Here is a 24,884-nt window from a genome sequence, read left to right as displayed (position 1 = left end):
GGCTGCCGTGGCGCGAGCGCTTCACGGGCGGCGGGGTCGCGGCGGTCACGGCCGCCGCCGCGGCAGGGCTGGCCGTGTGCCCGCTCGCGCGCCGCGTCGCGCCGCGCACGCTGGTCGACGTCGGCGCGAAATTCGGGCTGCCGCCGCTGCCGCAATCGCAGGTCGTGCTGTATTCGCGCGTACGCGACGCCCGCGCCGCCGCCGCGTTGCGCAGGTTCGCCGACAGTCTTGCAATCTCGGCGTAAACTAGCGGGCTCCGCCGCAATCTCCAGACGAATTCCGATGAAGCCCGAAGCCCGCAAGCACCTCCGCGCCAACCTGCTGATGCTCGGCGCCGCCGCGATCTGGGGTTCCGCTTTCGTCGCGCAACGCCTGAGCCTCGACGTGATCGGGCCGTTCCTGTTCACGGGGCTGCGGTTCCTGCTCGGGGCGCTCGTGCTGGTGCCGCTGCTGACGGTCAATACCGCGTCGCGCGCGCAGCTCGCGGCGATCCGGCGCGAACCGGCTTTGCTGCTGCCGGGTGTCGCGCTCGGCGGGCTGCTCGCGGTGTCGATCTCGCTGCAGCAGTTCGGCCTGCAATACACGCGGATCGCCAACGCCGGCTTCATCAGCTCGCTGTACGTCGTGATCGTGCCGCTGATGGGCGTGTTCGCGCGCCACCGGATCGGCGCGGGCACGTGGTTCGGCGCGTTGCTGGCCGCGATCGGCCTGTATTTCCTCAGCATCGACGAGCACTTCTCGGTGCTCTACGGCGACTGGTTCCAGCTCGCGGGCGCCGTCATCATCGCCGCGCACGTGATGGCGGTCGGCCATCTCGCGAAACGTCACGATCCCCTCGTGCTCGCGTTCCTGCAGTTCGTCGTGTGCGGCGTCGCGTGTCTCGCGGTCGGGCTGGCCGTCGAACCGGTCAGCGTCGCGATGCTGCGCGGCGCACTGCCGACGTTGCTGTACGGCGGGCTGCTGTCGGTCGGGGTCGGCTATACGCTGCAGGTCGTCGCGCAACGCGACGCGGCGCCCGCGCACGCGGCCGTGATCTTCAGCATGGAAGGCGTGTTCGCGGCGATCGCCGGTTGGGCCGCGCTCGGCGAAACGCTGACGCTGCGCGCGCTGGTCGGCTGCGCACTGATGCTCGCCGGCCTGCTCGCGTGCCAGTTGCTGCCGAACGGCGACGCACGGAAAAAGGACGAGGACGCGCTGCCGGCGTGACGCCCACCGTCCCTATAATGGCGATTCGCGTGACTTTCACGCCAACCGCTTCCGACAGGCCTGCTCCGTGACGTCCACTTCCGTCGATCCCGCCGCCGACCTGCTGCGCGAACGCGCAGCGCACTACGCCGCCCAGGCGGCGCTGTTCCTGCGCGACCAGGCGCTCTCCACCGCGTCGCACGACCTGCGCAGCCCGCTGAATGCGATGCACAGCTGGGCCTACGTGCTCGAGCGCCAGCTCGCCAATGCCGATCCGAACCTGCAGCGCGCGCTCGCGGGCATCCGCACCGGCATCGACCAGCAGGTGGCGCTGATCGACGGCGTGCTCGACGCGCCGCGCGCGGAAACGCGCACGCTCGCGCTCGCGCCGCGGCCGTTCGCGCTGCGTGCGCTGCTCGACGACACGATCGCGCTCGTGCGTGTCGCGCTCGCCGACGCACGCCAGGTCGCGCTCGACGCGACGCTGCCGGACGGCGAGCCGTCGCTCACGGTCGACCGCGAACGCGTCGCGCAGGCGCTGTGGACCCTGCTGACGACGGCCGTCGAGGCCAGCGCCGCGGGCAGCCGCGTCGCGTTCGCGTGCACGCGCGACGGCGCGCAGTTCACCGCGCGCGCCACCTGCACGGTGAACGCCGACGTACTCGTCGACCCGGAACAACCGCACGCGTTCGAATCGTTCGCGCGGCGCGAAATGCTGCGCGAGCGCGACGCGAAACGCAGCGCGTGGACACTCGCGCTGTGCCAGCGCGTCGCCCTGGCGCACGGCGGCACGTTCACGCACGACGTGTTCGCCGACGGCGCGACCGCCACGATCACCTTCTCGATTCCCTGCGAGGCGCCGGTGTAAGCAAGCGGTCGCCCGATACATTACGAATTCCTTTCTGGCTCTATACTGATGGGCCTGTCATAACCGGAGCGATTCTTTGTTACAGATCTTCGCGCTCATCGGCGCGTTGTTCCTGGTGGCCCTGAACGGGTTCTTCGTTGCGGCCGAATTCGGCCTCGTCAAACTCCGCGCGACGCGCGTCAAGACCCTCGCCCGCAAGCACGGCCTGCGCGGGCGCATCCTCGCCGTCGTCCACGGCCGGCTCGATGCGTATCTCTCCGCATGCCAGCTCGGCATCACGCTCGCGTCGCTCGGCCTCGGCTGGGTCGGCGAACCGGCGTTCGCGCAACTGATCGGCCCGCTGCTCGACCTGATCGGCGTGCAGTCCGAACGCGTCGTGCATCTGATCTCGCTGGTGTTCGCGTTCTCGCTGATCTCGTTCCTGCACATCGTCGTCGGCGAACTGGCGCCGAAATCGATGGCGATCCGCCAGTCGGAGAAGGTCGGCCTGTGGGTCGCGCTGCCGCTCTACGCGTTCTACTGGGCGATGTATCCGGCGATCTGGGTGCTCAATACCAGCGCCAACGCGGTGCTGCGGCTCGCGGGGCTGTCGGCCGACCACGGCGGCGACGCGCACTATTCGACCGACGAGCTGAAGCTGATCCTGCGCAGCCGCCGCAGCGCGGCCGGCAATGCGGCCCAGCCGGCGCGCGGCACGTACAGCAACGACGAATGGAACACGCTCGCGCATTCGCTCGATTTTTCGTCGATGACCGTGTCGGACCTGATGCGGCCGGCCCATGAAATGATCGGCCTGCGGCGCGACCTGCCGCTGCCCGACAACATGGAGATCGTCGCGCGGCACCGTTTCAGCCGCTATCCGCTGTTCGAGGATGCGTCGCGCGAACAGGTGAGCGGGCTGATCCACCTGAAGGACCTGCTGCTCGCGCGTCACGCGGGCGCCGCGCTCGACGATCTGTCCGACTACGTGCGCCCGGTTCAGTACGTGAAGCCCGACACGCCGGCGCTGGAGCTGTTCCGCCGCTTCCGCAAGGGCGCCCCGCACTTCGCGCTGGTCGGCAACAAGGGCGAGAAGCCGATCGGCTTCCTGACGCTCGACAACCTGCTCGGCGCGCTGGTCGGCCAGATCCACGACGAGTTCCGCCAGGGCGATGCGGACTGGAGCCGCCTCGACGACGGCACGCTGATGGGCAAGGGCAGCCTGCCCGTCGTGTCGCTCGAGCAGGCGCTCGGCATCGACATCGACGAAGGCCGCGCGGAATCGGTCGGCGGCCTCGTGATCCAGGCGTTGAGCGACCTGCCGACCGAAGGGCAGCGCGTGTCGTTCGACCGCTTCGACGTCGTCGTGAAGAAGATGAACGGGCCGCGCATCGTGCTCGTGCGCGTCTATCCGAAGATCGCGAAAGAGGCCGACGAATGACGGCCGCGCGTTTCGGCGCACGATGAACGCGCCGCTGCCGCGCTGCTGCGTGATCACGCCGGAACCGGCGTCCGCGTCGGCGGCCGATCGGGCCGCGTTCCTCGACCGGCTGTCGGCCGTGCTCGCGCGCGGCGAAACGCTCGTGCAACTGCGCGTGAAATCGCTCGACGCGGCCGCGTTCGCGGCGCTGGCCGCCGCGGCGCTCGCGCGCTGCAACGCCGCCGGTGCGCACCTGATGCTGAACGGCCCGATCGACGCAGCCGGCGTGATGCGGCTCGACGGCGCCGGCTGGCATCTCGACGGCGCCGCCTTGCGCGGCGTCACGCAGCGGCCGCTGCCGGCTGACCGGTGGGTGTCCGCCGCGTGTCACTCGCGAGACGACCTGCTGCTGGCCGCACAGGCCGGCGCGGATTTCGTCACGCTTTCGCCGGTGCTGCCGACGCTCAGCCACCCCGGCGCGCCGACGCTCGGCTGGACGCGATTCGACATGCTGGCCGCCCAGGCCGCGATGCCCGTGTTCGCGCTCGGCGGCATGACGGGCGCGCATCTCGACGACGCGCGCCGTCATGGCGCGTACGGCATCGCAGGGATTCGCGGGTTCTGGTAATTCGGGGCCTTCCGGGCGCGCCGCCGGGCGCGACTGCGCGCGGTCCCGCCGCTTCACAACTTCATCGGCTCATGCATTCAGGTTCGCACGCATCCCGCGCCACGAACCGTCGTCGATGCGACGCACGTCGTGCGTCAACGCGTAGCGATTGACGTCGCCCGTCAGCCACGCGACGAGCGAATACGGCGGCAACTCGCCTTCATCGACCCGGTCGCGCGCGCGCGCCGGCGTCTCGAACACCACCCGCCCGCCCGGTGCGTCGAACGGCACCGCGTCCGGCGACAGGTTCAACGCGATCGTCAAGGTTTCGTCGTCGGCGAGCCGCCACGATGCGCACAGCGCGTCGGCATCGCCGTCGCCGTCCGCCTTCAGCGCGCGTGCGTCCTGCGGCCGGCAATCGGACAGCCTTGGCGCGATCAGCTTGGCGCGCACCGCGAGCGCCGACTGCACGAAATGCGCACGATCGACGTCGCGCGCGGTTTCGTCGAAGACCAGCGGGATCTGCGGCGTGAGCAACGACAGCGCGAGCGCGGCCAGTCCGGCCGCCTGCCCGTGATCGCCGTGGCCGCTGTCGCGCCATGCGCCATCGGACAGCACGAGCGACGTCAGCGCCAGTCCGCCATCGGCGGCCATGCCGTCCGCCGACGCGGCCGGCTGGTACGCCGCGCCCGCCGCGGTCAGCGCGCGGGCGAGCGTGTGAATCGACTGGTGCGTGGAAATGCCCTCGTGGGCCGACGTGTCGCGCCCCGTGAGCCGGTGCAGCGCGCGTTCGCCGCAGCCGTTCCACTGCGCGTCGAAATGGGTATCGGCCAGATGCGCGGGGTGCCGCTCGCTGCCGAGCACGAGATGGATCAGCCGGTCGGCCGGCACGGCCGCGCGCACGCGGTCCGCGATCTCGCGCAGCCACGACACGCCGATCCGGTCGGCTTCGCGCAGGCGCAGCCCGTCGCAACGGTATTCGTCGATCCAGTACAGCGCGTTGTCGCAGAAGAAATCGCACACTTCCGGATGATCGAGCGCGAGCGGCGCGGCCTGCAGCGGATCGTCGCGCGTATGGAAGAACGGCCCTGCGTAGTGGCGCAGCGCATCGGTGCCGCTGCCGAAGCGTGCGTAGTCGAGCTCCAGCAGCACCGCGAGACCGTAGCCATGCGCGGCGTCGATCAGCGCCTTCAGCGCGTCGGGGCCGCCTTCGGCCGCGAGCGGCGCGAACGGCAGGCTGTCGTGCGGCGACGCGAGCAGCTCCAGCGCGGTGACGCCGAGGCGCGCGAGCTGCGGCAGGCGACGGCGCACGGCGTCGAAGCCGCCCACCGCGTGTGGGCGAATCGCGTAGAGCGCGATGTCTTCCCACGCGCGCCCGTGCCAGAACGTATTGCGCCACGTGAACGCGCGCGGATCGACGACCTCGCTGGGGCCGTTGAGCCCTTCGGGTTGCGAGCGCGACGCGGGATCGGGAATCGACACGGTATCGTCGAGCCGATAGCGGTAACGCGCACCCGCGCCGCAGTCGACGAAGACTTCGAACCAGTTCGGGCCGGCGCTCGTCATCGGCACGAGCGTCGGGCCGTAGCCGATATCGAGTTCGAGCTGGACGTGGGTGCTGCCCGGCGCCCACACGCGGAAATGCGTGCGCGGCGTCGGGCTGAGCGCGCCGCAGGGCTGCGCGCCAAACGGCAAGCAATGGATGTAGTGCTGCGCGTACGGATCGTGCGGACAATCGGACATCATGCGCTCCTCGTGCGTACCGAGCGGCATGGCCGCGCCACTGGCGCAGCGCATCGGGGCCCGGCATGCGACGGCCAGGCTGGGGAGAGAAACGAGTATGCGCCGGATTCGCCACCGCGATGCACCGTGGTCAGACATTTTTAAATGCGAATCGACCCCGGCCAACCACCCGTGGAAACGGGCGACCGTCACGCGCCGGCGAGTCGGGTAGTCGGCATACCGGAATGATCGCTCGCCTTGTTGCGCCGGCCGCGCGCCCCTACGCTCTGCGTGATGCTCGCGGACACGTCGTCCGCGCACCGACCCGAGGACTCCGCCATGTCGCTTCCCGCCAGCGCCGCGAAATTCGATCCGTCACGCGCCCACGAATACGCCGAGCAATCGCGCATCGCGCTGGCCGGCTACGATGCCTGCCACGAACTCGCCGCGTGCATGCTCGCGTCGGCGATCGGGGCGGCCGATGCCCGGATTCTCGTCGCGGGCGCGGGCGGTACGGGGCAGGAAATCTGCGTCACGGCCGCGCTCGAACCGGGCTGGCGGTTCACGGCCGTCGACCCGTCCGCGCCGATGCTCGCGCTCGCGCGCTCGAACGTCGAAGCAGCGGGTTTCGGCGCGCGTACCGCGTTCGTCGAGGACGGCGTCGACGCATTGCCCGACGCGCCCGCGTTCGACGGCGCGACACTGATCGGCGTGCTGCATCACGTGCCGGGCGACGACGCGAAAGTCGCGCTGCTGCACGCAATCGCGCGACGCCTGAAGCCCGGCGCGCCGCTCGTGCTCGCCGGCAACCATCGCCGCTACGCGGACCATCCGCGCCTGCTCGATGCGTGGCAGCAGCGCTGGCGCATGAAGGGTGCCACGCCCGACGCGGTGCGCGCGCAACTCGCGAAAATCCTGCAGGGCGCCGATCCGCCCGCGTCCGAGGAAGCCGTGTTCGCGCTGCTGCGCGACGCGGGCTTCGACGCGCCGCTGCGCTTTTTCGCGAGCCTGTTCTGGGGCGCGTGGATCGCGGTGCGACGCGCGTGACGGTTCGATGCGGCCCGCGATGGCCCGCACCACGCGATTCGCGAACGCGCCGCAGGCACTCGGTATGATGTCGTTCCCGCCCCCTTCCGGCCTCGACATGCTCACCGTCCATCACCTGAACAACTCGCGTTCGCAGCGCGTGCTCTGGCTGCTCGAAGAACTGGATGTGCCATACGAGATCGTGCGCTACGCACGCGATCCGAAAACGATGCTCGCGCCGGCCGAATTGCGCGCGATCCATCCGCTCGGCAAGTCGCCCGTCGTGACCGACGACGGCCGCACGTTCGCCGAATCGGGCGCGATCATCGAATACCTGGTCGAACGCTACGGCAACGGGCGCCTCGCGCCGCCGCCCGGCTCGCCCGAGCGGCACGACTACACGTACTGGCTGCACTACGCGGAAGGGTCGGCGATGCCGCCGCTGCTGCTCAAGCTCGTCGCGCTGCGGATCGCGCATGCGCCGATGCCGTTCTTCGCGCGGCCGATCGCGCGCAAGATCGCCGCGACGCTGCAATCGGGTTTCGTCGATCCGCAGATCGATCTGCATCTCGGCCATGTCGACGGCGCGCTCGCACGCAGCGGCTGGTTCGTCGGCGACGGCTTCAGCGCGGCCGACATCCAGATGAGCTTTCCGCTCGAAGCCGCGACCGCGCGCGGCGGCGGCAGCCGGTATCCGGCGATCGCGCGCTTTCTCGACACGATCCATGCGCGGCCGGCGTACCAGCGGGCGCTGGAGCGCGGCGGCCGGTACGACCTGCTCAAGTAACCGGCGTCAGCTCAGCAGCCCCGCCGCGACGTTGATCGACAAGCCGAGCACGGCCATGTTGAAGTAGAACGACAGGATCGACTGCGCGAGCACCGAGCGCCGCGCGGAGCGGTTCGCGAGCGACACGTCGGCCGTCTGCGACGCGACCGCGAGCGTGAACGCGAAATACAGGAAATCCCAGTAATCGGGCTCCGGGTGTTGGTCCGGAAAGCGGAGCGCGCGATCGTTGCTCGGCGAGCCGTAATAGAGCCGCGCGTAGTGCAGCGTGAAGATGGTCGGGATCAGGAACCACACGCCGAACAGCGTCGCACCCGTGATCGCGTAGTGGCTGAGCCCCGCGCTGAAGCCGACGCTCTTCGCGGTCGCGAGCTCGATCGCGATCGCCGCCACGCTCGCGACGGTCGCGAGGCACACGACCGTCAGCACGGTCGTCGCGTTTTCGTCCTCGCGGATCGCGACTTCGCGCACCTTGTGATGATGCGCGGTGACCATGCGCACCCACATCAGCACGAGATACAGCCAGACCGCGCAGTCCCAGCCAATCAGTGCGCGCGCGGTCGGGCGCAGCGGAAACGGCAGCAGGACCGCGCACAGCACGCCGGCGACGAACGCCGCGACCATGCGCGGCCGGTTGCGTAATACCTGCGGATAAAGCGTCATCGTGTGATTCCGAAAGCGGATGGAAAGGATTCGGCCGGTGCGCGGGAAAGCCGCCGCGCCGGCGGGTAACGCGCCCCGATTATCGCCATTCCGTCGTCACGTGGCGATGGGCGCGAGCGCCTAAGATAAGGGGATGACTGCCCCCGCCCTGCTCTGCCGCCATCCCGCGAACCCGGCCGGCCGCGACTTCGTCGTCGGCGACCTGCACGGCTGCGTGGACGTGCTGCGCGCGCTGCTGCACGACGTCCGCTTCGATCCGGCGCGCGACCGGCTGTTCTCGGTCGGCGATCTCGTCGACCGCGGCCCGGCCTCCGACACCGCGCTCGACCTGCTCGACCGGCCGTGGTGTCACGTCGTGCGCGGCAATCACGAGGAAGTGCTGAGCCTCGTCGCGCGCGGCAAGCTGCCGCCCGACGCGTGGCGCAGGATCGGCGGCGACTGGGGCGCCGACCTGCCGCCGGAACGGCTGCGCGCGCATGCGGCGCGCGTCGACGCGCTGCCGCTCGTGCGGGTGATCGGCGACGGCCCGACGCGCTTCAACGTGCTGCACGCGGAATTCTTCGGCTCGGACGCGGAGCTCGATACCGGCAGCTATCCGCACGACGTGCGCGAGCGGCTGATCTGGGGCCGCGATCTGGTCCAGGGGCTCGCTGATCCGGCGCGGCAGGCCGGACTGTCGCTGACGTGCACCGGGCACACACCGGTGCGTGAGCCGCAACGGATCGGCGCGCAATGGTTCATCGACACGGGTGCGTTCGCGCCGGCCGGGCGGCTCACGCTCGCCGAGCCGCGCACCGGCCGCACATGGTCGATGACGCAGACCGAAGCGCGCGAACGCCACGCGGGCGACTGGCCGCTCCCCTGACGCGCCGGCCGGCGCCTGCGTCCCCACGCGAACCCTAGCCGACCTGATTCAGTTCGAACACCGCATCGACGGCCGAGCCGTTCCAGTTGTATTCGAGATAGGCCGCATGCTGGCAGTCGCGCAGCAGCGTCGTGCGGAACGCGGCGAGACACTCGCCGCGCGGATCGCGCACCGACGGATAGACGATTCCCGCGCCACCCGCGTTGCGCACCGCGCGACCGAAGGCCTGCCCCGCGCGGTAGTCGACCGGGTCCAGCAGCGCGGGATCGCGCTGCGGCCACGTGCGCACGTCGGCGACGTCGCCGTGCGCGAACACGGTATAGAGCCGCATCTGCTGGCGCATCGGCGGCTCCTTCGTCGCGGCGAGGAACAACCCGCTGTGATAGCGCGTTTCGGCAATCGCCGTGTCGCGCGAGCGGGTGCAGTAGAACACGCCGTAGCTGCCGTCCGAAAACCGGCTGCCCAGCGGATTCAGGTGCGTGAACGCGGCCATGATCGGCCCCCAGCCCTGCCCGTAGCGGCGCTCGGCGGGCGGCACGAGCTCGAGCGTGCCGACTTCGTTGCGGATGCGGTCGTTGGTCAGCGATTCGAGTGCATAGAGCGCGTCGAAATCCTCCGCGGACGCGACGCGGTCGAACAGGTTGATGGCAGGAAAACGGGTGGGAATCACGCGATAGGCCGGTGCCCAGTCGACGGTGGTCGTGGGCCACCGGGTGACGTCGGTCGGTGTCGTCACGCCCAGCCACCCCGCATCGCATCGAGATATTGGCGAACGGCCACCAGATCGCCGACGTTGCCGGCCAGCATCCGGTCGAGTGCGCGCTTGCCGCCGAACGGCGCCGCATCGTTGGGCCGCTTGACCCACGCATCGGCCGCGGCGGGCTGCGGCAACAGGATCTGCAACCCCTTGTAGATGCCGAGCAGCAGCGACAGGCGCTCGAGCGTATCGCGCGGCAGGCGCGCCGATTCCGGCGCGGCCTTCCACTTGAAGAACGTCGAGCGGCCGGGCGACCCGAGCAGCACGATCTGCTCGTCGATCGTCAGTTCCCAGTCGCGCGCGATGTTGAAAAACGCGCGCAGGCCGGCCGCCGACATCTGCGCGACCGAAGCGTGCGGCAAGGCGGAATGCGAATCGTAGGCGGGCTGTGACATGACGGTTAGTCTCGAAACGAATCTACTAACAAGATTAGTCCATTCTCGTATTTTTGCAAGGGTCGCACCCAGCGATCGCGCACGTCCATCCGACAAATCGATATTTTTTGTCCATTCTGGACTCTGATTTTATTTTCTGCGTTAATGGCCGTGCGGACCCCGCGTCACGGCGCGGATCGTGTCCGTGGAGACCGTGTCGCACAGAAACCGGATGCACCACGCCAAGGAACGCACCATGAAGAGACTGATTGCCGCTGTTTCGATCGCCCTGCTCGCGGTATCCGCAGGCCCCGCCGTCGCGAAGGACTGGACCACGATCCGCTTCGGCACCGATGCCAGCTACGCGCCGTTCGAGTCGAAAGCGCCCGACGGCAAGCTCGTCGGCTTCGACATCGACCTCGGCAACGAGATCTGCGCGCGCCTGAAGGCGAAATGCGTGTGGCTCGAGAACGATTTCGACGGGATGATTCCGGCGCTGAAGGCGAAGAAGTTCGACGCGGTGCTGTCGTCGATGTCGATCACGCCGCAACGCGCGCAGCAGATCGGCTTCACGACGAAGATCTACAACCAGCCGACGCGGCTCGTCGTGAAGAAGGGCTCGCCGCTGCTGCCGACCGCCGAATCGCTGAAGGGCAAATCGATCGGCGTCGAACAGGGCACGACGCAGGAGACGTATGCGAAGGCGTACTGGGGCAAGCAAGGCGCGAACGTCGTGTCGTACCAGAACCAGGACGGCGTGTATGCCGACCTGATCGCCGGCCGTCTCGACGCGGCGCTGCAGGATGAAGTGCAGGCCGCGATCGGGTTCCTGAAATCGCCGCGCGGCGCGAACTACACGTTCGTCGGGCCCGAGCTCGTCGACGAAAAGGTGCTCGGCATCGGCGCGGGCATCGGCTTGCGCCAGGAAGATACCGACCTGAAGGCGAAGATCGATCGCGCGATCCTCGACATGGTCAAGGACGGCACCTACAAGCGGCTCGCGTCGAAGTACTTCGACTTCGACATCTACGGCAGTTGAAAACGGCGTCGCGCGCGTACGGATACTGCTTCCGTCGCGCGCGTCCGACCGCCCCTCCCCTTGCAACCGGATGGCAACGGCATCGAGCGGTTCGCCGTTGCATCGAATGCAGGTCGTCTTGCGTCGTATGCGGCACGCGGCAGGACCCCTGCATTATTGTTTGGACTGCAGATCGACTCCCTGAGACAACGACACGCCATGCGAATGGATGTCGTGCCGTTCGGGTCAATAGGCGAAGATCGGGCGTCGCGGTACCGGCGCCCGTGTGCACATGCCCATGCGGACCGGGTTCGCGTGCAGGAAAGTGCCGACCCGGCGCGGATGACCGGCAACCAGCCGGATCCGCCTCGCACCGGGCGCGGAGAGATGGCCTGTCGAGGCATGCCGGTCGGCCGCAAGCGCGACGCTCGAGCGGCGATGTCCCGAATCACTGCGATCGCGGCCAGCGGACCGCGGCGTGTGATGATCGATCATTTTTCTACCCCGTTTGCTGTCTGATGTTTGTTCCGGCAACCGGACGATGCCGATGCCCCGGCGATCAGGCGACGACGTCCCGTGCTCGCCGCGACGCGGCTGCTGCCCCGCGCGCGGCCGCCGCATCCCCGCGGACTGCGTCCTGGCCGGTACCGAAGGCTTGCGCCGCCTGACCGGACGGACCTCGCGTCGTCGACTCTCGCATGTCCCTCTTCGCAAGGACCGGGCCAGCGCTGCGCGAGCCCGGCCGGACAAGGCGATGGTCAGGCCGGCTGACGGCCGGCACGGGTGTGGCATACGGGAAGTTACGAAACTGAAACATCGGGGCTGCGGCGCGCGCCGGCCCGGCAACGGCGGGGCCTTGCGGAATAAGGCTGAACAATGGAGCGCGGAATTTTTACCGGCGACGGACCGGCCGACCGGACCGGTTCGGCGCGGCAATTCCTCCGGCGGCCGACGCGAAATGTTTCATGCGCTTTACATGCCGGCGCCGGCGCCGGCGCCGGCGACGCGTACCGTCCATCGCGCTGGACGCGGCGGCCGATCGCATGGCTATACTGCGACTCCGCTTCACGCAACTTCACGCCGACCACCGCCCACGATGCTCCGTACCTTCGCCGCCGAACGTGCCAGACTGATCCGCTTCGGCGTGTCGGGCCTGGGCTCGACCGCGCTGCATGCGCTGATCGCCGCCGCGATGTTCGCGCTGTGCGACGCGACGCCCGTCGTCGCGAACGCGAGCGCGTTCGTCTGCTCGACGGCGTTCTCGTATCTCGCCAATACGCTGTGGAGTTTTTCGTCGCCGGTGACGTGGGGCAACTTCATGCGCTTTCTCGCGGTCGCGATGGCCGGCCTCGCCGTGACGATGCTGCTGGCGCACGGCACCGACGCACTCGGGCTCGCCCGCGCGTGGAGCATCGTCGCGGTCGTGCTGTGCGTGCCGCCCGTCACGTTCGTGCTGCACCGGCTGTGGACCTATCGCTGAGCCGGCCCGCACGGATCGCGCCCGCCGCTCAGCCGACCCGCTGATGCCCCGCGTCGCCCGACGGCGCGCCGTCGTGCCCGCCGCTGTCGCCATTCCCGCCGTTGCCGCCGTTGTTGTCGTGATCGTTCAGCCCGTGCTCGATCATCATCCGGTAGAGCGTCACGCGTGAAATGCCGAGTTCGGCGGCGGCCTTGTTGATCCGGTGGTCGTTGCGCAGCAGCGCATTCTCGATCGCGGTGCGTTCGGCCAGCGCCCGCGCCTGTTCGAGCGTCACCGGTTCGGTTTCGCCGGGCGTGTCGAGCCCGAGATCGTGCGGCGTCAGCAGCCGGCTCTCGGCCATCACGATCGCGCGCCGCACGCGGTTGATCAGTTCGCGTACATTGCCGGGCCACTCGTAGCGCCGCATCGCGTCGAGCGCGGCCGACGTGAAGCCGCTGATCTTGCGGCCGCTGTCGGCCTTGAATTTCTGCAGCACGTAGTGCGCGAGGATGTCGATGTCCTTGCCGCGCGCGCGCAGCGGCGGCTCGTGAATGCGCAGCACGCACAGCCGGTGATAGAGATCCGCGCGGAAGCGCCCGGCCTCGACCGCGCCGTCGAGATCGACGTGCGTGGCCGAGATGATCCGCACGTCCACCGCGATCGATTCCTGCCCGCCGAGCCGCTCGATCTTGCCCTCTTGCAGGAAGCGCAGCAGGCTTGCCTGGCTTTCGACCGGCATGTCGCCGATCTCGTCGAGAAACAGCGTGCCGCCGTTCGCCGATTCGATCCGGCCCGCGCGCCGCTGGTTCGCGCCGGTGAACGCGCCGCGTTCATAGCCGAACAGTTCCGACTGCAGCAGGTGATGCGGAATCGCGCCGCAGTTGATCGCGACGAACGGCCCCTTGCCGCGGCCGGAGCGCTCGTGAATCGCGAGCGCCGTCAGCTCCTTGCCGGTGCCCGACTCGCCCGAGATGAACACGCTCGCGTCAGTCTTCGCGACCTTGCGGATCGTGCTGAACAGCTGCTGCATCGCCTCGCAGTTGCCGATCATCCCGTGTTCGCCGATCGACGCCGCGTAGGCGGCGCCGTCGACGCGATCGAGCGCGGCCATCCCGCGCGCATGGCCGAGCACGTGCGAAATCCATTCGTACGGCAGCGGCAGCGTCACGTAATCGAAACAATAGCTGCGGATCAGTTCGCGCACGGCGGGGCCGATCGTGATGCCGGCCTGCGCGATGGAAATCCAGCCGATCGCCGGCTGGCTCAGACACATCTTCAGCGCGGGATAGTCGCGCGACGTGAAGCCGGTGAAATCGACGAGCCCCGCGGCCACGCTCACGCCGGAGGTCATGTTCTGCGCGGCGCCGGCCGTCTTCGCGACCGCGATCTCCCAGCCGAGCCCGCGCAGTTGTGCCAGCAACGGCTCGTCGGGCGTGCGCATGATCACGAACAGCTTGCGTCCGGCCTCGGGGGCGGTGACGGACACGTCCGTCATCTCGGGCGCCGCCTGCCCGTTTGCGTCGGGTGACCTTGCAACCATCGTTGTTCCCCGCTTGGCGTTGGTATCGCGCGCCGGCTCGCCGCCGCGTACGACGGACACGATCGAACCGACATATTGGCCGTATTTCCGTCCGAATAAAATCCCCCTGCGCATGAATCGCGCCGGAGGTCGACGTTGTCATGAACGGTATATCGATGCGGCCGGCCCGCGGCTAGATGGGTGTTATCCCGGTGGCGGGCGCCGCGCGCGACCGGAAAGGCCCGGCCCCGAACGCGCAAAGCCGCGCCGGTGCTGGCGCACGGCGATCGTGGAGGACGCGGCGCACGCCCGATTCGTGCGCCGGCCCATGCCGCGCAACCGGTCCGCCGGGCAGGCGGACGCCCGGGCAACCGGTTCCGGTTGATTTTCGTCAATCGTCGGAAGAAGCCGGCTGATGCACGAACGCAACATGCGCGGCGCCCCGCCGTGCGGCGGGGTGAGGGGTCAGCGGCCCGACGCGAGCGGCGCGGGCGTGTTCGCGCGGCCGCGGCCGGCCGGCGCGCCGCCGTGTTCGCCATAGGTGGCGGCCAGTGCATCGACCCGCGCGAGATGGTGGCGATTGTCGTGATCCCACGGGTGGAAGCCCGGCCGGAAAAAGCTCAGCCATTCGCCGGCGATGCGCGGGAACAGCCCGCGACGCGGCCCGTACAGGAACGCGATCATCCGCAGCATGCCGCGCACGTGATGGCCGGCGCCGCGATCGCGCCACAGCAGCGTCGCATGCATCAGGAACACGGTCGGCCAGAACGTCAGCGTCGTCAGCAGATACACGCCGATGCGGATCAGGTAGCGACGCAGCCCCGGCTTCATCGCGGCATTCCACACGTCGAACGACACGGCCTTGTGCTCGGTTTCCTCCAGCGCGTGCCAGATCCACATCTGCCGGTAGCCTTCGACCGAACCGTCGAGGCGCGTCGGGTCGCGCAGCAGCCAGTCGGCGAGCATCGCCGTGTAATGCTCGGCCGCCACCGTATGCGCGAGCTGCACCGAATGCGGCAGCTTGCGCTTCATGTAGCCGAGCACCGTCCACACGCGCTGGTCCAGCTTGCGCGCGGGTAGCCGGTTCGCCTGCATCAGCTCGTTGTATTCGATGTGCTCGCGCGTATGCATCGCTTCCTGGCCGATGAAGCCGAGCACCTGCTGCTTCAGCACGGGATCGTCGATCCGGTCGCGATAGTTGCGCACCGAATCCATGAAGAAGCGCTCGCCGGCCGGAAACAGCAGCGACAGCGCGTTGAAGAAATGGGTCACGTGCGACCCGAGGCCATGCCAGTCCTTCGCGCGTTCGACCGGCAGGTCGAAGCGCAGGTCGCGGCGCACCGGCATGATCCCGACTGCGGTGGCGGAAGCGGCTGACTTCATGTTCATCGTTCTCCTGTTGCGGAGCCGTCCGGCGCATCGTCCGACGCGGCCGGCGCAAGCCCGGGCGGCGCATCGCGCGCCGCCAAAATCCTGACATCGACAGATGTAACGATAGGCCGCGCGCGCCGGCGCATGCAAGCCGCGCGGTAGATGCGCGCTTCCAAACAGGGCACGGTCGGAAAGACGGAAAAAACGGCGCTCGAACGACATTCGGCCGGGCCGCGATTCGAACGCGGGCGCGCGCGTCGGGGCGAGGCGCCGGATGCGGCGCAGTGCCCCGCTATCGGCCCGCAGGCCCCGTGCGGCGGGCCTTTCGCGGGATCGGGCAACGCTCGTGCAGCAGGCTGTCACGTGAGCCGTTCGCATCGATTCATACGCGCCGCGCACCGTCGCGGTGCACCCTCGCCCCCGCGGCTCGCGAAAAATTCAAACGCGCGTTCCAATTGCGTTCCGGGCGCTCACGCCGGCACGCCCCGCCACGCTGCGCCGCTCAGCGTGAAACGGCGCGAAATCCACGCGCGCCGGCCCGCTGCGCGCTCGCCTACAATAGCGGTTTCACGCAACCTCTTTCAGGAGAAATCATGTCCGTCATCACGACCGAATCGGGCCTCAAGTACGAAGACCTGACCGAAGGCACCGGCGCGGAAGCGCAAGCCGGCAAGACCGTCAGCGTCCACTACACGGGCTGGCTGACCGACGGTCAGAAATTCGATTCGAGCAAGGATCGCAACGACCCGTTCGCGTTCGTGCTCGGCGGCGGCATGGTCATCAAGGGCTGGGACGAAGGCGTGCAGGGCATGAAGGTCGGCGGCGTGCGTCGCCTGACGATCCCGCCGCAACTCGGCTACGGCCCGCGCGGCGCAGGCGGCGTGATTCCGCCGAATGCGACGCTCGTGTTCGAAGTCGAACTGCTCGACGTCTGACCCTGCACCCGGCCGTTTCCTTCCCGATGGAACGCATCGCCTCCCCCGCCATCGCGCTGCGCCGCTACGCCACGTGCGAAGCGTCGGACGTGCACGACTTCCACCAGGTCGTGCTCGGCGTCGATGGCGCGATGGTGATGGCGGTGGACGGAATCGGCCAGCGCATCGACCGGCACGCGGCCTGGCTGATTCCGGCCGGCGCGCGTCACGACTACGCGGGCCTCGGCGACAATCGCCAGCTCGTGATCGACCTGCCCGCCGCGTCGCTCGCGGTACCGCAGCGGCTGTTCGACCATGCACGGGCCGTGTCGATCGACCCGGCGCTCACGTCGCTCGTCGCGCAGGTCGCGGCGGCCGCCGCGCAACACGATGCGCCGGACGGCGACGCACGGCAGGCCGCCGCGCACCGCTTTCAGTGGCAGGCCGCGGCTCGCCTGTGCGACGCGCTGCTCGACGATGCGGGCATCGCCGCGCCTGCGTCGGGCCTCGATTTCGCGCGCATCGACCGCTGGCTGCGCGCGCGGCTCGCCGAACCGCTGCGCATCGCCGATCTCGCCGCGCACTGCGGCTACGGGATGCGGCGCTTTCATCAACTGTTCGTCGATGCATTCGGCGAAACGCCCCATCGCTACCTGCAGCGGCTGCGGCTCGACGCCGCGATCGTGCTGCTCGCCGACGGCCGGCATGCGCTCGTCGACATCGCGGGCAGCGTCGGCTTCGCGGACCAGAGCACGTTCACGCATGCGTTCACGAAGCGCTTCGGCGTGGCGCCGGGACGCTGGCGCGGCGAACGGCATTGAACGCATCGGCCTCGCTGAATACGCATCGACGCACGTAGCCAGCGGCACGCATTCGCGTCGGCATCCGTATCGACGCTTCGCGTCCCGCTGAAACATCGCCTGTCCGTCGCCGCCTACGATGGACGCATGGATACGACCACACCGTCCCCCGCTTTCCCGCCCGCGCTCGCGCGCGTCGTCGCCACCGTCAGCATCGGTTTCGTCGTCACGCAGCTCGACGTGACGATCGTCAATATCGCGCTCGCGCATCTCGCCGCCGACCTGCACCTGCCGGTCGCCGGCCTGCAATGGGTCGTCGATGCGTACACGCTCGCGTTCGCGGTGTTGATGCTGTCGGCCGGTGCGCTCGGCGACCGCTTCGGCGCGCGCCGCCTGTACGTCGCCGGCCTCCTGCTGTTCGCGCTCGCGTCGCTTGCATGCGGCGCCGCCGTCGCGCCCGCGATGCTGATTGCGGCCCGCGCGCTGCAAGGCGTCGGCGCCGCGGCCATGCTGCCGAATTCGCTCGCGCTGCTCAACGACGCGTGCCGGCACGACCCGCGCCTGCGCGCCCGCGCGGTCGGCGGGTGGACGGCGGCCGGGTCCATCGCGATCGCGGCCGGCCCGGTCGTCGGCGGCCTGCTGATCGCCGCGTGGGGCTGGCGCGGCATCTTCCTCGTGAACCTGCCGCTGTGCGCGGCGGGGCTCGCCGCTACGTTCGCGTGGGTGCCCACGCGCCGCGAGCAGGCTGCCCCGGCACGCTCGGCCCGTTCGCTCGATCCGCGCGGCCAGTTCGTCGCGATCGCGATGCTGACCGCGCTGACCGGCGCCGTGATCGAATGGCGGCCGCTCGGCTTCACGCACCTGGTCGTGACCGGCGGCTTCACGCTGGCGGCGCTGGCCGCGCTCGCGTTCGTCGCGATCGAATCGTGCACGGCCACGCCGATGCTGCCGCTGACGCTGTTCCGCCGCCCCTCGTTCAGTGCGGCCGTGCTGTTCGGGATCTGCGTGAACCTCACGTACTACGGCACCGTGTTCGTGCTCGCGCTGTACCTGCAACGCGCACGCGGCGAATCGGCGTTGCAGGCCGGGCTCGCGTTCCTGCCGCTCACCGGCGGGTTCCTGCTGTCGAATCTCGCGAGCGGACGCGTCGTCGCCCGCCACGGTCCGCGCATGCCGATGGTGGCCGGCGCGCTCGTCGCCGCGCTCGGCTACGGGTCGCTGCATGTCGTCGATGCAACGACGCCGCTCGTCATGGTGCTGGTGCCGTTCCTGCTGATTCCGTCGGGCATGGGCTTCGCGGTGCCCGCGATGACGACGGCCGTGCTCGCATCGGTCGCGCCCGACCGGGCCGGCATCGCGTCGGCGGTGCTGAATACCGCACGGCAGGCCGGCGGTGCAATCGGCGTCGCGGCATTCGGTGCGCTCGCCGGCGGCGGCGGTGCAGCGCAGGTCGTCAGCGGGTTGCGGATCGAAACCGCCGTGTCGGTCGCGCTGCTGCTCGCGGCCGCGCTGCTCGCGACCCGTGTGCGGACCGATGCGGATCGCGGTGCCTCTCCCGCGCCTCGGGCGACGCTACCGGTCGATCGCACGCGTGCGGTCACGCGTCACCGAGGTGAGGCTGGACCAGGTAACGCCGACGAAAGAAGGTCTGCGTGAATCGACTCGCGTAGCCGGCAGTGCCGCGCTCGTGCTGTCGCGCCGAATGCCATCCGACGGCACGACCCTCGCGCATGACGCTCACCGACGCGCCGCGCCCGCTTCGTCATCGATCTTCTTCACGACCGTATCGGCCGCCTTCAAAGGCCGGCCGTCGTCGTGCCGCAACGCGAGCTTGCGGATCGCACGCCCGGTGCCGCGATCGATCAGCACCGAATGCCGCTCGCCGCGCGCGAACAGGTTGGCCTCGCCCCACTGCCGCAGCATCACGATGACCGGAAACAGCCCCTCGCCCTTTTTGGTCAGCACGTACTCCTGATACGCGGTGCCGTCGGACGCCGGCACGACGTCGAACACGCCCGCGTCCACCAGCATCTTCAGCCGGTCGGACAGGATGTTGCTCGCGACGCCGAGGCTCGCGCGGAAATCGCCGAAGCGGCGCACGCCGTCGAACGCATCGCGCACGATCAGCAACGCCCAGCGATCGCCGACGATATCGGTCGCGCGCGCCACCGGGCACGGCGAATCCGCAAGACTTTTCTGCCTGGCCATGTTGCTCTCCGCAATCACGCCGGCCGCCTTCGCAGGCATGCCGGCCATCCGGGCACGGGCCGCTGGCCCGTCACCCAACAGGTTGCATTTTAAAACTACTTTCCCTACACTCCAACCCAGTTTCAAATTGCAACTACATTGCGTGAGGCAACCCATGGAATCGTCCTGCCATTCCGGCACCGTTGCATCGAACGCGCCAACCGGCGCGATCCATCCGGCTGAGGGCGCCCGCCTGTCGTCGGCACGTGTCGTGCTGCTGGCCGTCTGCTGCGCGGCGAGCGTCGCGAACGTCTACTACGCGCAGCCGCTGCTCGATTCGATCGCGCGGGATTTCGGCGTATCGCTGGCCGCCGTCGGCGGCGTCGTCACCGCGACGCAGCTGGGCTGCGCGCTCGCGCTGCTGTTCGTCGTGCCGCTTGGCGACCTGCTGAACCGCAAGCGCCTGATCACCGTGCAGCTTCTGCTGCTGACCGCGGCCTGCATCGGCGTGGCCGCCGCGTCGACACGCGTCGCGCTGCTGGCGGGAATGGTCGCGGTCGGATTGCTCGGCACCGCGATGACGCAAGGACTGATCGCGTGCTCGGCCGCCCTCGCCGGCGCGGGCGAACGCGGGCGCGTGGTGGGCGCCGCGCAGGGCGGCGTCGTGGTCGGGCTGCTGGCCGCGCGCTCGCTGGCGGGTGTCGTCACCGACATCGCGGGGTGGCGGGCCGTCTATCTCGTATCGGGCGCCCTCGCGATCGCGATGCTGGTCGTGCTGTCGCGGCTGTTGCCCGCTATGCGCGAACCGCGCGAACGCATCGGTTACGCGGCGCTGCTGCGGTCGATGGTGGCGCTGCTGCGCGACGAACGTGTGTTGCGCGTGCGCGGCGCGATCGCGCTGCTGATGTTCGCGGCGTTCAGCATCTTCTGGAGCGCGCTCGTGCTGCCGCTGAGCGCGCCGCCGCACGCGATGTCGCACACGCAAATTGGTGCATTCGGCCTCGTCGGCGCACTCGGGGCGGCGGCCGCCGCCCGCGCGGGCCGGCTCGCGGATCGCGGGCGCGGCGAAGCGACGACCGGCGCCGCACTCGCGCTGCTCGCATGCGCGTGGCTGCCGCTCGCGTTCGGCAATACGTCGATCGCGCTGCTGATCGTCGGCATCGTGCTGCTCGACGTCGGCGGACAGGCCGTGCACGTCGTCAACCAGAGCATGATTCTCGGCGCGCGGCCCGACGCGCATGCGCGCCTCGTCGGCTGCTACATGCTGTTCTATTCGGCCGGCAGCGGGCTCGGCGCGATTGCGGCGACGATGATGTACGCGCGCGCCGGCTGGACCGGCGTCTGCGTGCTCGGTGCGGCGGTGAGCGTGGCCGCGCTCGGCGTGTGGGCCGCGACGCTCAGGCGCGCGTGAGGCGCGCCGGCCGTGCGGATCGAACGGGAAAAGCCGGCCCGCCCTCGGCGGGCGGCCGGCACGCGAACCGGCCGCGCACGCGCGCCGGTCGGGCTTTCGGTTCCGCTGCGGTTCGGCGGCGCGCCGCGGGCGTTCAGCCGGCTGCCTGAATCGCCTCCTCGTACACGCCGGCCACGCGGCGCGCGATCACCGCATTGTCGAAATGATCGCGTGCATAGCGCTTGCACGCGGCCTCGTCGGGCAGCGCGATCGCGCCCGACAGCGCACCGCCGAGCCCTTCCGCGATCGCATCGGCGCCCGTCGACGGCAACACCAGATCGTTCGACAACCCGGCGACCGCCTCCGGCAGCCCGCCGACCGGCGTGACCAGCACCGGCGTGCCGGACGCCAGCGATTCGACGGTGATCAAGCCGAAGCCCTCAAGCGCGACCGTCGGCACGACGCTGACCGTCGCCGCACGATACAACGCCGCGAGATGATGATCGGGCACGAAACCGAGCAGCTTCACGTTGTCCTGCAGCCCCGCTTCGTCGATGCGCTGCTGCAGTTCCTCGCCGATCTTGCCCTTGCCGGCGATCAGCAGCAGCACGTCCGGGTGACGGCGCTTGACGAGGCCGATCGCATCGATCAGGTCCTCCAGCCCCATGCGCCGCACGAGCCGGCGCACGGCCAGCACGATCGGCCGGTCCTGCGGCAGTTGCAGCTTGTGCCGCGCCTCGGCGGGCGTGAGCGGCGTGTCGAACTGCGCGGTATCGACGCAGCCCGGGATCACACGCACGCGCGACGGATCGATCCCGTAGCGGTTCGTCAGGATCTGGCCGAATGCCTGCGACAGCACGATCAGCCGCGACGAGCGCGTATAGACGGCCTGTTCGAGATAGCGCTTCGCGCGCTGTCCGAGCGACGCGGCGCCCTCGACCTGGCTTTCGTCGGCCCACGGCCCCTGGAAGTGCGACACCTGCGGAATCCCGCGCGTCACGTCGAGCCCCGGGAACGTGTACAGCGCGAAGTGCGACGAAATCACGTCCGGCCGCGCGCTGCGGATCTCGTCGCGCAGCGCGCGCCGCGCGGCGAGCATCCGGCGCGCGAGCGGCTCCGACGCGGGACCGAAGCCCTGGATCGCCCCGCCCGTGTCGTCGGCGACCTTCGGCGAGCCGGCGACGAGCCCGCGCACCTCGACGCCCGCGCCGGGCAGCGCGCCGACGAGCGAGTAGTACATCCGGTCGAGGCCGCCCGCGCGTTCGGGAAACCAGTGCATGCCGATCTGCAACGATTTGATCGGCCGGGAAGATTGGGACATCACGGTTGCTCCTGCGTGATTGCATGCTCGACCCGCTCGAAGGCGGACGGCTGCGTGGGTTGGCCGATGCGCCGGTAAAGCGCGACGTACTGGGCGCCCATGTGCGCCCAGCCGAAACGGGTCATCAGTTCGCGGGCCGCGTCGCCCATCGCGCGACAGGTGTCGCGCGATGCCTCGAGCGCGCCGATCGCCTGCGCGAGCGCGGCGGGATCGTCCGGGTCCTCCAGCACGATCCCGCATTCGCGCGTGATGATTTCCGCGCCGCCCGCCGTGCGCGCGGTGACGATCGGCAGCCCGGCCGCCATCGCCTCCAGCAGCGACAGGCTCATCGCTTCGTAGCGCGACGGAAACACATACGCGTCGACCGAGCGCATCAGCGTCGGCATGTTCTTCACGAGACCGAGGAAATGCACGCGCGAATCGATGCCGAGCGCGCGCGCTTCTTCCGGATACGGGCTGCCAGGCAGATAGCCGGCCACCGCGAGATGCACGTTCGCGGGCAGCTTCGTCAGCGCCTTCAGCACGGTGCCGAGGTTCTTGCGCGGCGTGCGCAGGTCGCCGACGAACAGCAGCAGGAACGCGTCGTCCGGCAGCTTGAATGCCGCGCGGTCGGCCTGCGCGCCCGCGAACGCGCTGCCGTCGACGCCGTTGTAGATCACGCTGATCTTGCGGCTGTCGATGCCGAGCCCGGCGATCTCGTCGGCCACCTTCTGCGATACCGCGGTGATCGCGCGCGAACGCTTGTACGCCCAGCGCTCGAGCACGGTATTCACGCGCGTATAGACGTACTGGTAAGCCGACCACAGCCCCTTGGTGGGCCCGAACGGATAGTACGGACTCTTGAACCAGCCGCCGTGCACGAAGTGCGCGGTATTCACGTCGGCCTTGATCCACGAGATGAAGCCGTTCACGTGCAGCACGTCGTATTCGCCGCGGTGCGCGCGCAGCCACGCCGCGCTTTTCAGCGCGAACACCTGCTGCTTGACGAGATTCGACGGCCAGAAGCCGCCGACCTTCACCGGCACCCAGCGCACGCGCGGGTCGGCCAGCAGCTCGGGCGCGACGTGCGACGCGACCAGCGTGACCTCGTAGTTTTCGGCCAGCGCCGCGCGCGCGATTTCGTAATTGACGCGGCCCTGCCCGTCGTTATGTCGCACGACGTGCGTGACGATCGCGATTCTCAATGGTCGCCTCCCCGTGAACGCGCGGCGGCCAGCAGGCGTTGCGCCTTCTGCCAGTGCGCCGCGGCAAGTATCGAAAAAATGGCTGTGAACATCAGCAGGCCGCCGGTGCCGATCAGCGAGTTCGTGAACACGAGCATCGCGAAGGTCGACAGGCACAGGCTCAGGCATGCCGCGACGAATTTGTCCTGGCGCAACTTGAACGCCGCGCGCAGCGTGCGGCCGAACAGCATCACGACGCCGGCGAGATACAGCAGCGTGCCGGGCCAGCCGAGCACGAACGGCACGTTCATCACGCCGCTGTCGAAGCTGCCGTATTTGCCGAGTTCGCCGCTGTCGCTCGACAGCTTCGTGGACGCGCCGGTCGCGCCCATCCCTTCGCCGGCGACGTCGGTGAACGCCGTCTGCGCGAAGGTCGCGTAGAACTTGTTGCGGTCGTCGTAGCTGCGGTCGTCCTTCAGGTTCGTGATCGACTGCAGGCGCGCGCCGAGCCGGTCGGCCACCGGCCCGACGGTCAGCAGCGGCACGCACAGCCCGACCAGCACGACGCCGCTGATCAGGATCCGCATCCGCACGCGGTTGCTCGATTGCACGAGCTGGATCGCGAGCGCGATCACCCAGCCGCCCCACGTCGAGCGCACGAGACACAGAGCGAACGACACGAAGCCGGCCGCCCCGGCGAACCAGCGGATCTTCTGCGGCGCCGCGAACACGAACACCAGCGCGCCCATGATCGCGAACGCGAACGGGCCGGACGAATTCATCGTGCTGAACACGCGCACGCCGTACGGCACCGGCTCGCCCTGCGAGCCCATGTCCGAGCCGATCATCCACAGCACGTCCCACTGCGGCATCACGAAGTACTGCACGATGCCGTACAGGCCCATCACGAGCATGCCCCACATGAACGTGGACAGCAGCACGTCGCGATACTCGGGATAGTCGCGCGCGTTGACCATGATGTGAAAGCCGATCAGCACCGGGTACACCCAGTTCGCGAGATCGTAGGTCGCGGCCATCACGCCGCTCGACACGATCCCGACGAGGTACGCATACGCGAGCCCGAACAGCATGAGCAGCACCGGGATGCCGCGCCGCTGCGCGAGCACGCGGTAATGCCTGAGCAGCCCCAGGCCGGCGATCATCGTCACCGCGAGCGGCGCCACCTGGATCAGGCTCGTCGGCGTGAACGCGCCCTTCGACCAGTCGGCCAGGCGACGCACCTCCGGGCTCAGGAACCACACCCACCACATGAAGCCGACATAGCGCGCCGGGCTCTTGAAATACAGCCAGATGCCGACCGCGATGGCCAGCACCGGGAACGCGAGCGTCAGCACCTTGCCCTGGTGGATGGCGATCAGCGCGGCGGTAAACGTCCACAGCCCGGCCTGGCCGGCCCAGTGCTTCGGCTCGGCGAACCAGCTGCGGGCGCGCGACGGCGCACGTTCGGCGGCAATCGTACTCATCGATCCGC

General features: G+C 69.3%; 23 protein-coding genes and 1 pseudogene. 14 read left to right on the top strand and 10 right to left on the bottom strand.

Annotated elements, in window-relative coordinates; translation table 11 throughout:
- From MMB92_RS13610 to MMB92_RS13590, 5 genes and pseudogenes are all read left to right on the top strand, one after another.
- A pseudogene (locus MMB92_RS13610) lies at positions 1-245 on the top strand (LysR family transcriptional regulator); the annotation flags it as partial.
- 37 nt (positions 246-282) lie between these two features.
- Entirely contained in the window at positions 283-1,206 is a 924-nt protein-coding gene (locus tag MMB92_RS13605; RefSeq protein WP_006487555.1) for a DMT family transporter, read from the top strand.
- A 67-nt stretch (positions 1,207-1,273) separates the two neighbouring features.
- Positions 1,274-2,053 (top strand): HAMP domain-containing sensor histidine kinase, encoded by a 780-nt coding sequence (locus MMB92_RS13600; RefSeq protein WP_006493112.1) that lies wholly within the window; start codon positions 1,274-1,276, stop codon positions 2,051-2,053.
- Between the two features lie 76 nt (positions 2,054-2,129).
- Complete coding sequence (locus tag MMB92_RS13595) at positions 2,130-3,473, top strand: hemolysin family protein (protein ID WP_006486244.1); 1,344 nt, start codon at positions 2,130-2,132, stop codon at positions 3,471-3,473.
- A gap of 22 nt (positions 3,474-3,495) precedes the next feature.
- Positions 3,496-4,080, top strand: coding sequence for a thiamine phosphate synthase (locus tag MMB92_RS13590; protein WP_058902870.1), 585 nt, complete (start codon positions 3,496-3,498; stop codon positions 4,078-4,080).
- A 69-nt stretch (positions 4,081-4,149) separates the two neighbouring features.
- Here the strand turns inward: MMB92_RS13590 and MMB92_RS13585 are convergent, their stop codons facing one another.
- Positions 4,150-5,802, bottom strand: a complete 1,653-nt coding sequence (locus tag MMB92_RS13585; RefSeq protein ID WP_006486141.1) for a DUF3459 domain-containing protein — start codon at positions 5,800-5,802, stop codon at positions 4,150-4,152.
- Positions 5,803-6,120: 318 nt separating this feature from the next.
- Here MMB92_RS13585 and MMB92_RS13580 point away from each other — a divergent pair, with 318 nt between their 5' ends.
- Both MMB92_RS13580 and MMB92_RS13575 read left to right on the top strand, forming a co-directional pair.
- Entirely contained in the window at positions 6,121-6,828 is a 708-nt protein-coding gene (locus tag MMB92_RS13580) for a class I SAM-dependent methyltransferase (protein ID WP_006497276.1), read from the top strand.
- 97 nt (positions 6,829-6,925) lie between these two features.
- Entirely contained in the window at positions 6,926-7,594 is a 669-nt protein-coding gene (locus tag MMB92_RS13575) for a glutathione S-transferase (RefSeq protein WP_012493186.1), read from the top strand.
- A 6-nt stretch (positions 7,595-7,600) separates the two neighbouring features.
- Here MMB92_RS13575 and MMB92_RS13570 read toward each other — a convergent pair whose 3' ends face one another.
- Complete coding sequence (locus MMB92_RS13570; RefSeq protein WP_277562729.1) at positions 7,601-8,254, bottom strand: DUF1345 domain-containing protein; 654 nt, start codon at positions 8,252-8,254, stop codon at positions 7,601-7,603.
- 133 nt (positions 8,255-8,387) lie between these two features.
- Here MMB92_RS13570 and MMB92_RS13565 point away from each other — a divergent pair, with 133 nt between their 5' ends.
- Positions 8,388-9,119 (top strand): metallophosphoesterase, encoded by a 732-nt coding sequence (locus tag MMB92_RS13565; RefSeq protein WP_006493108.1) that lies wholly within the window; start codon positions 8,388-8,390, stop codon positions 9,117-9,119.
- A 34-nt stretch (positions 9,120-9,153) separates the two neighbouring features.
- Here MMB92_RS13565 and MMB92_RS13560 read toward each other — a convergent pair whose 3' ends face one another.
- Together MMB92_RS13560 and MMB92_RS13555 are read right to left on the bottom strand one after the other, a co-directional pair.
- Complete coding sequence (locus tag MMB92_RS13560) at positions 9,154-9,855, bottom strand: RES family NAD+ phosphorylase (RefSeq protein WP_006490695.1); 702 nt, start codon at positions 9,853-9,855, stop codon at positions 9,154-9,156.
- A complete protein-coding gene (locus tag MMB92_RS13555) occupies positions 9,852-10,271 on the bottom strand; it encodes an MbcA/ParS/Xre antitoxin family protein (RefSeq protein WP_006490694.1) in 420 nt (139 codons plus the stop codon). The genes MMB92_RS13560 and MMB92_RS13555 overlap by 4 nt, the downstream gene beginning before the upstream one ends.
- 235 nt (positions 10,272-10,506) lie before the next feature.
- Between MMB92_RS13555 and MMB92_RS13550 the strand changes: the two genes are divergently transcribed.
- A complete protein-coding gene (locus MMB92_RS13550) occupies positions 10,507-11,289 on the top strand; it encodes an ABC transporter substrate-binding protein (RefSeq protein ID WP_006490696.1) in 783 nt (260 codons plus the stop codon).
- A gap of 1,075 nt (positions 11,290-12,364) precedes the next feature.
- On the top strand, positions 12,365-12,748 hold the full coding sequence (locus tag MMB92_RS13545) for a GtrA family protein (protein WP_012493184.1): 384 nt from the start codon (positions 12,365-12,367) through the stop codon (positions 12,746-12,748).
- A gap of 28 nt (positions 12,749-12,776) precedes the next feature.
- On the opposite strand, the gene MMB92_RS13540 is transcribed toward MMB92_RS13545, so the two are convergent.
- On the bottom strand, positions 12,777-14,267 hold the full coding sequence (locus tag MMB92_RS13540; RefSeq protein ID WP_059722728.1) for a sigma-54 dependent transcriptional regulator: 1,491 nt from the start codon (positions 14,265-14,267) through the stop codon (positions 12,777-12,779).
- A gap of 444 nt (positions 14,268-14,711) precedes the next feature.
- The gene (locus MMB92_RS13535) at positions 14,712-15,629 is read right to left on the bottom strand and encodes a metal-dependent hydrolase (RefSeq protein WP_277562728.1); all 918 of its coding nucleotides are present in this window, start codon (positions 15,627-15,629) and stop codon (positions 14,712-14,714) included.
- A 581-nt stretch (positions 15,630-16,210) separates the two neighbouring features.
- Here MMB92_RS13535 and MMB92_RS13530 point away from each other — a divergent pair.
- From MMB92_RS13530 to MMB92_RS13520, 3 genes are all read left to right on the top strand, one after another.
- On the top strand, positions 16,211-16,552 hold the full coding sequence (locus tag MMB92_RS13530) for an FKBP-type peptidyl-prolyl cis-trans isomerase (protein WP_006479474.1): 342 nt from the start codon (positions 16,211-16,213) through the stop codon (positions 16,550-16,552).
- A gap of 26 nt (positions 16,553-16,578) precedes the next feature.
- Positions 16,579-17,352 carry an AraC family transcriptional regulator gene (locus MMB92_RS13525; protein WP_006482167.1) on the top strand — a complete coding sequence of 258 codons (774 nt, stop codon included), beginning with the start codon at positions 16,579-16,581 and terminating at the stop codon, positions 17,350-17,352.
- Positions 17,353-17,478: 126 nt separating this feature from the next.
- Positions 17,479-18,987 (top strand): MFS transporter, encoded by a 1,509-nt coding sequence (locus MMB92_RS13520; protein ID WP_080322338.1) that lies wholly within the window; start codon positions 17,479-17,481, stop codon positions 18,985-18,987.
- Between the two features lie 81 nt (positions 18,988-19,068).
- Here MMB92_RS13520 and MMB92_RS13515 read toward each other — a convergent pair whose 3' ends face one another.
- Entirely contained in the window at positions 19,069-19,539 is a 471-nt protein-coding gene (locus tag MMB92_RS13515; protein WP_012493181.1) for a helix-turn-helix domain-containing protein, read from the bottom strand.
- A 154-nt stretch (positions 19,540-19,693) separates the two neighbouring features.
- Here MMB92_RS13515 and MMB92_RS13510 point away from each other — a divergent pair, with 154 nt between their 5' ends.
- Entirely contained in the window at positions 19,694-20,929 is a 1,236-nt protein-coding gene (locus tag MMB92_RS13510) for an MFS transporter (protein WP_058902864.1), read from the top strand.
- A gap of 133 nt (positions 20,930-21,062) precedes the next feature.
- Here the strand turns inward: MMB92_RS13510 and MMB92_RS13505 are convergent, their stop codons facing one another.
- The 3 genes from MMB92_RS13505 to MMB92_RS13495 are packed head-to-tail and all read right to left on the bottom strand — an operon-like array spanning position 21,063 to position 24,876.
- Positions 21,063-22,229 (bottom strand): glycosyltransferase family 4 protein, encoded by a 1,167-nt coding sequence (locus MMB92_RS13505; RefSeq protein ID WP_006482818.1) that lies wholly within the window; start codon positions 22,227-22,229, stop codon positions 21,063-21,065.
- The gene (locus tag MMB92_RS13500) at positions 22,229-23,413 is read right to left on the bottom strand and encodes a glycosyltransferase family 4 protein (RefSeq protein ID WP_277562727.1); all 1,185 of its coding nucleotides are present in this window, start codon (positions 23,411-23,413) and stop codon (positions 22,229-22,231) included. The genes MMB92_RS13505 and MMB92_RS13500 overlap by 1 nt, the downstream gene beginning before the upstream one ends.
- Positions 23,410-24,876 carry a hypothetical protein gene (locus tag MMB92_RS13495; protein ID WP_006482820.1) on the bottom strand — a complete coding sequence of 489 codons (1,467 nt, stop codon included), beginning with the start codon at positions 24,874-24,876 and terminating at the stop codon, positions 23,410-23,412. The genes MMB92_RS13500 and MMB92_RS13495 overlap by 4 nt, the downstream gene beginning before the upstream one ends.
- Between the last annotated feature and the right edge of the window lie 8 nt (positions 24,877-24,884).

This window comes from Burkholderia sp. IO2, from assembly GCF_029522185.1.
Classification (GTDB): domain Bacteria; phylum Pseudomonadota; class Gammaproteobacteria; order Burkholderiales; family Burkholderiaceae; genus Burkholderia; species Burkholderia cenocepacia.
Note: the sequence above shows the minus strand (reverse complement) of the source record. Positions and strands in the feature narration are given on the sequence as shown.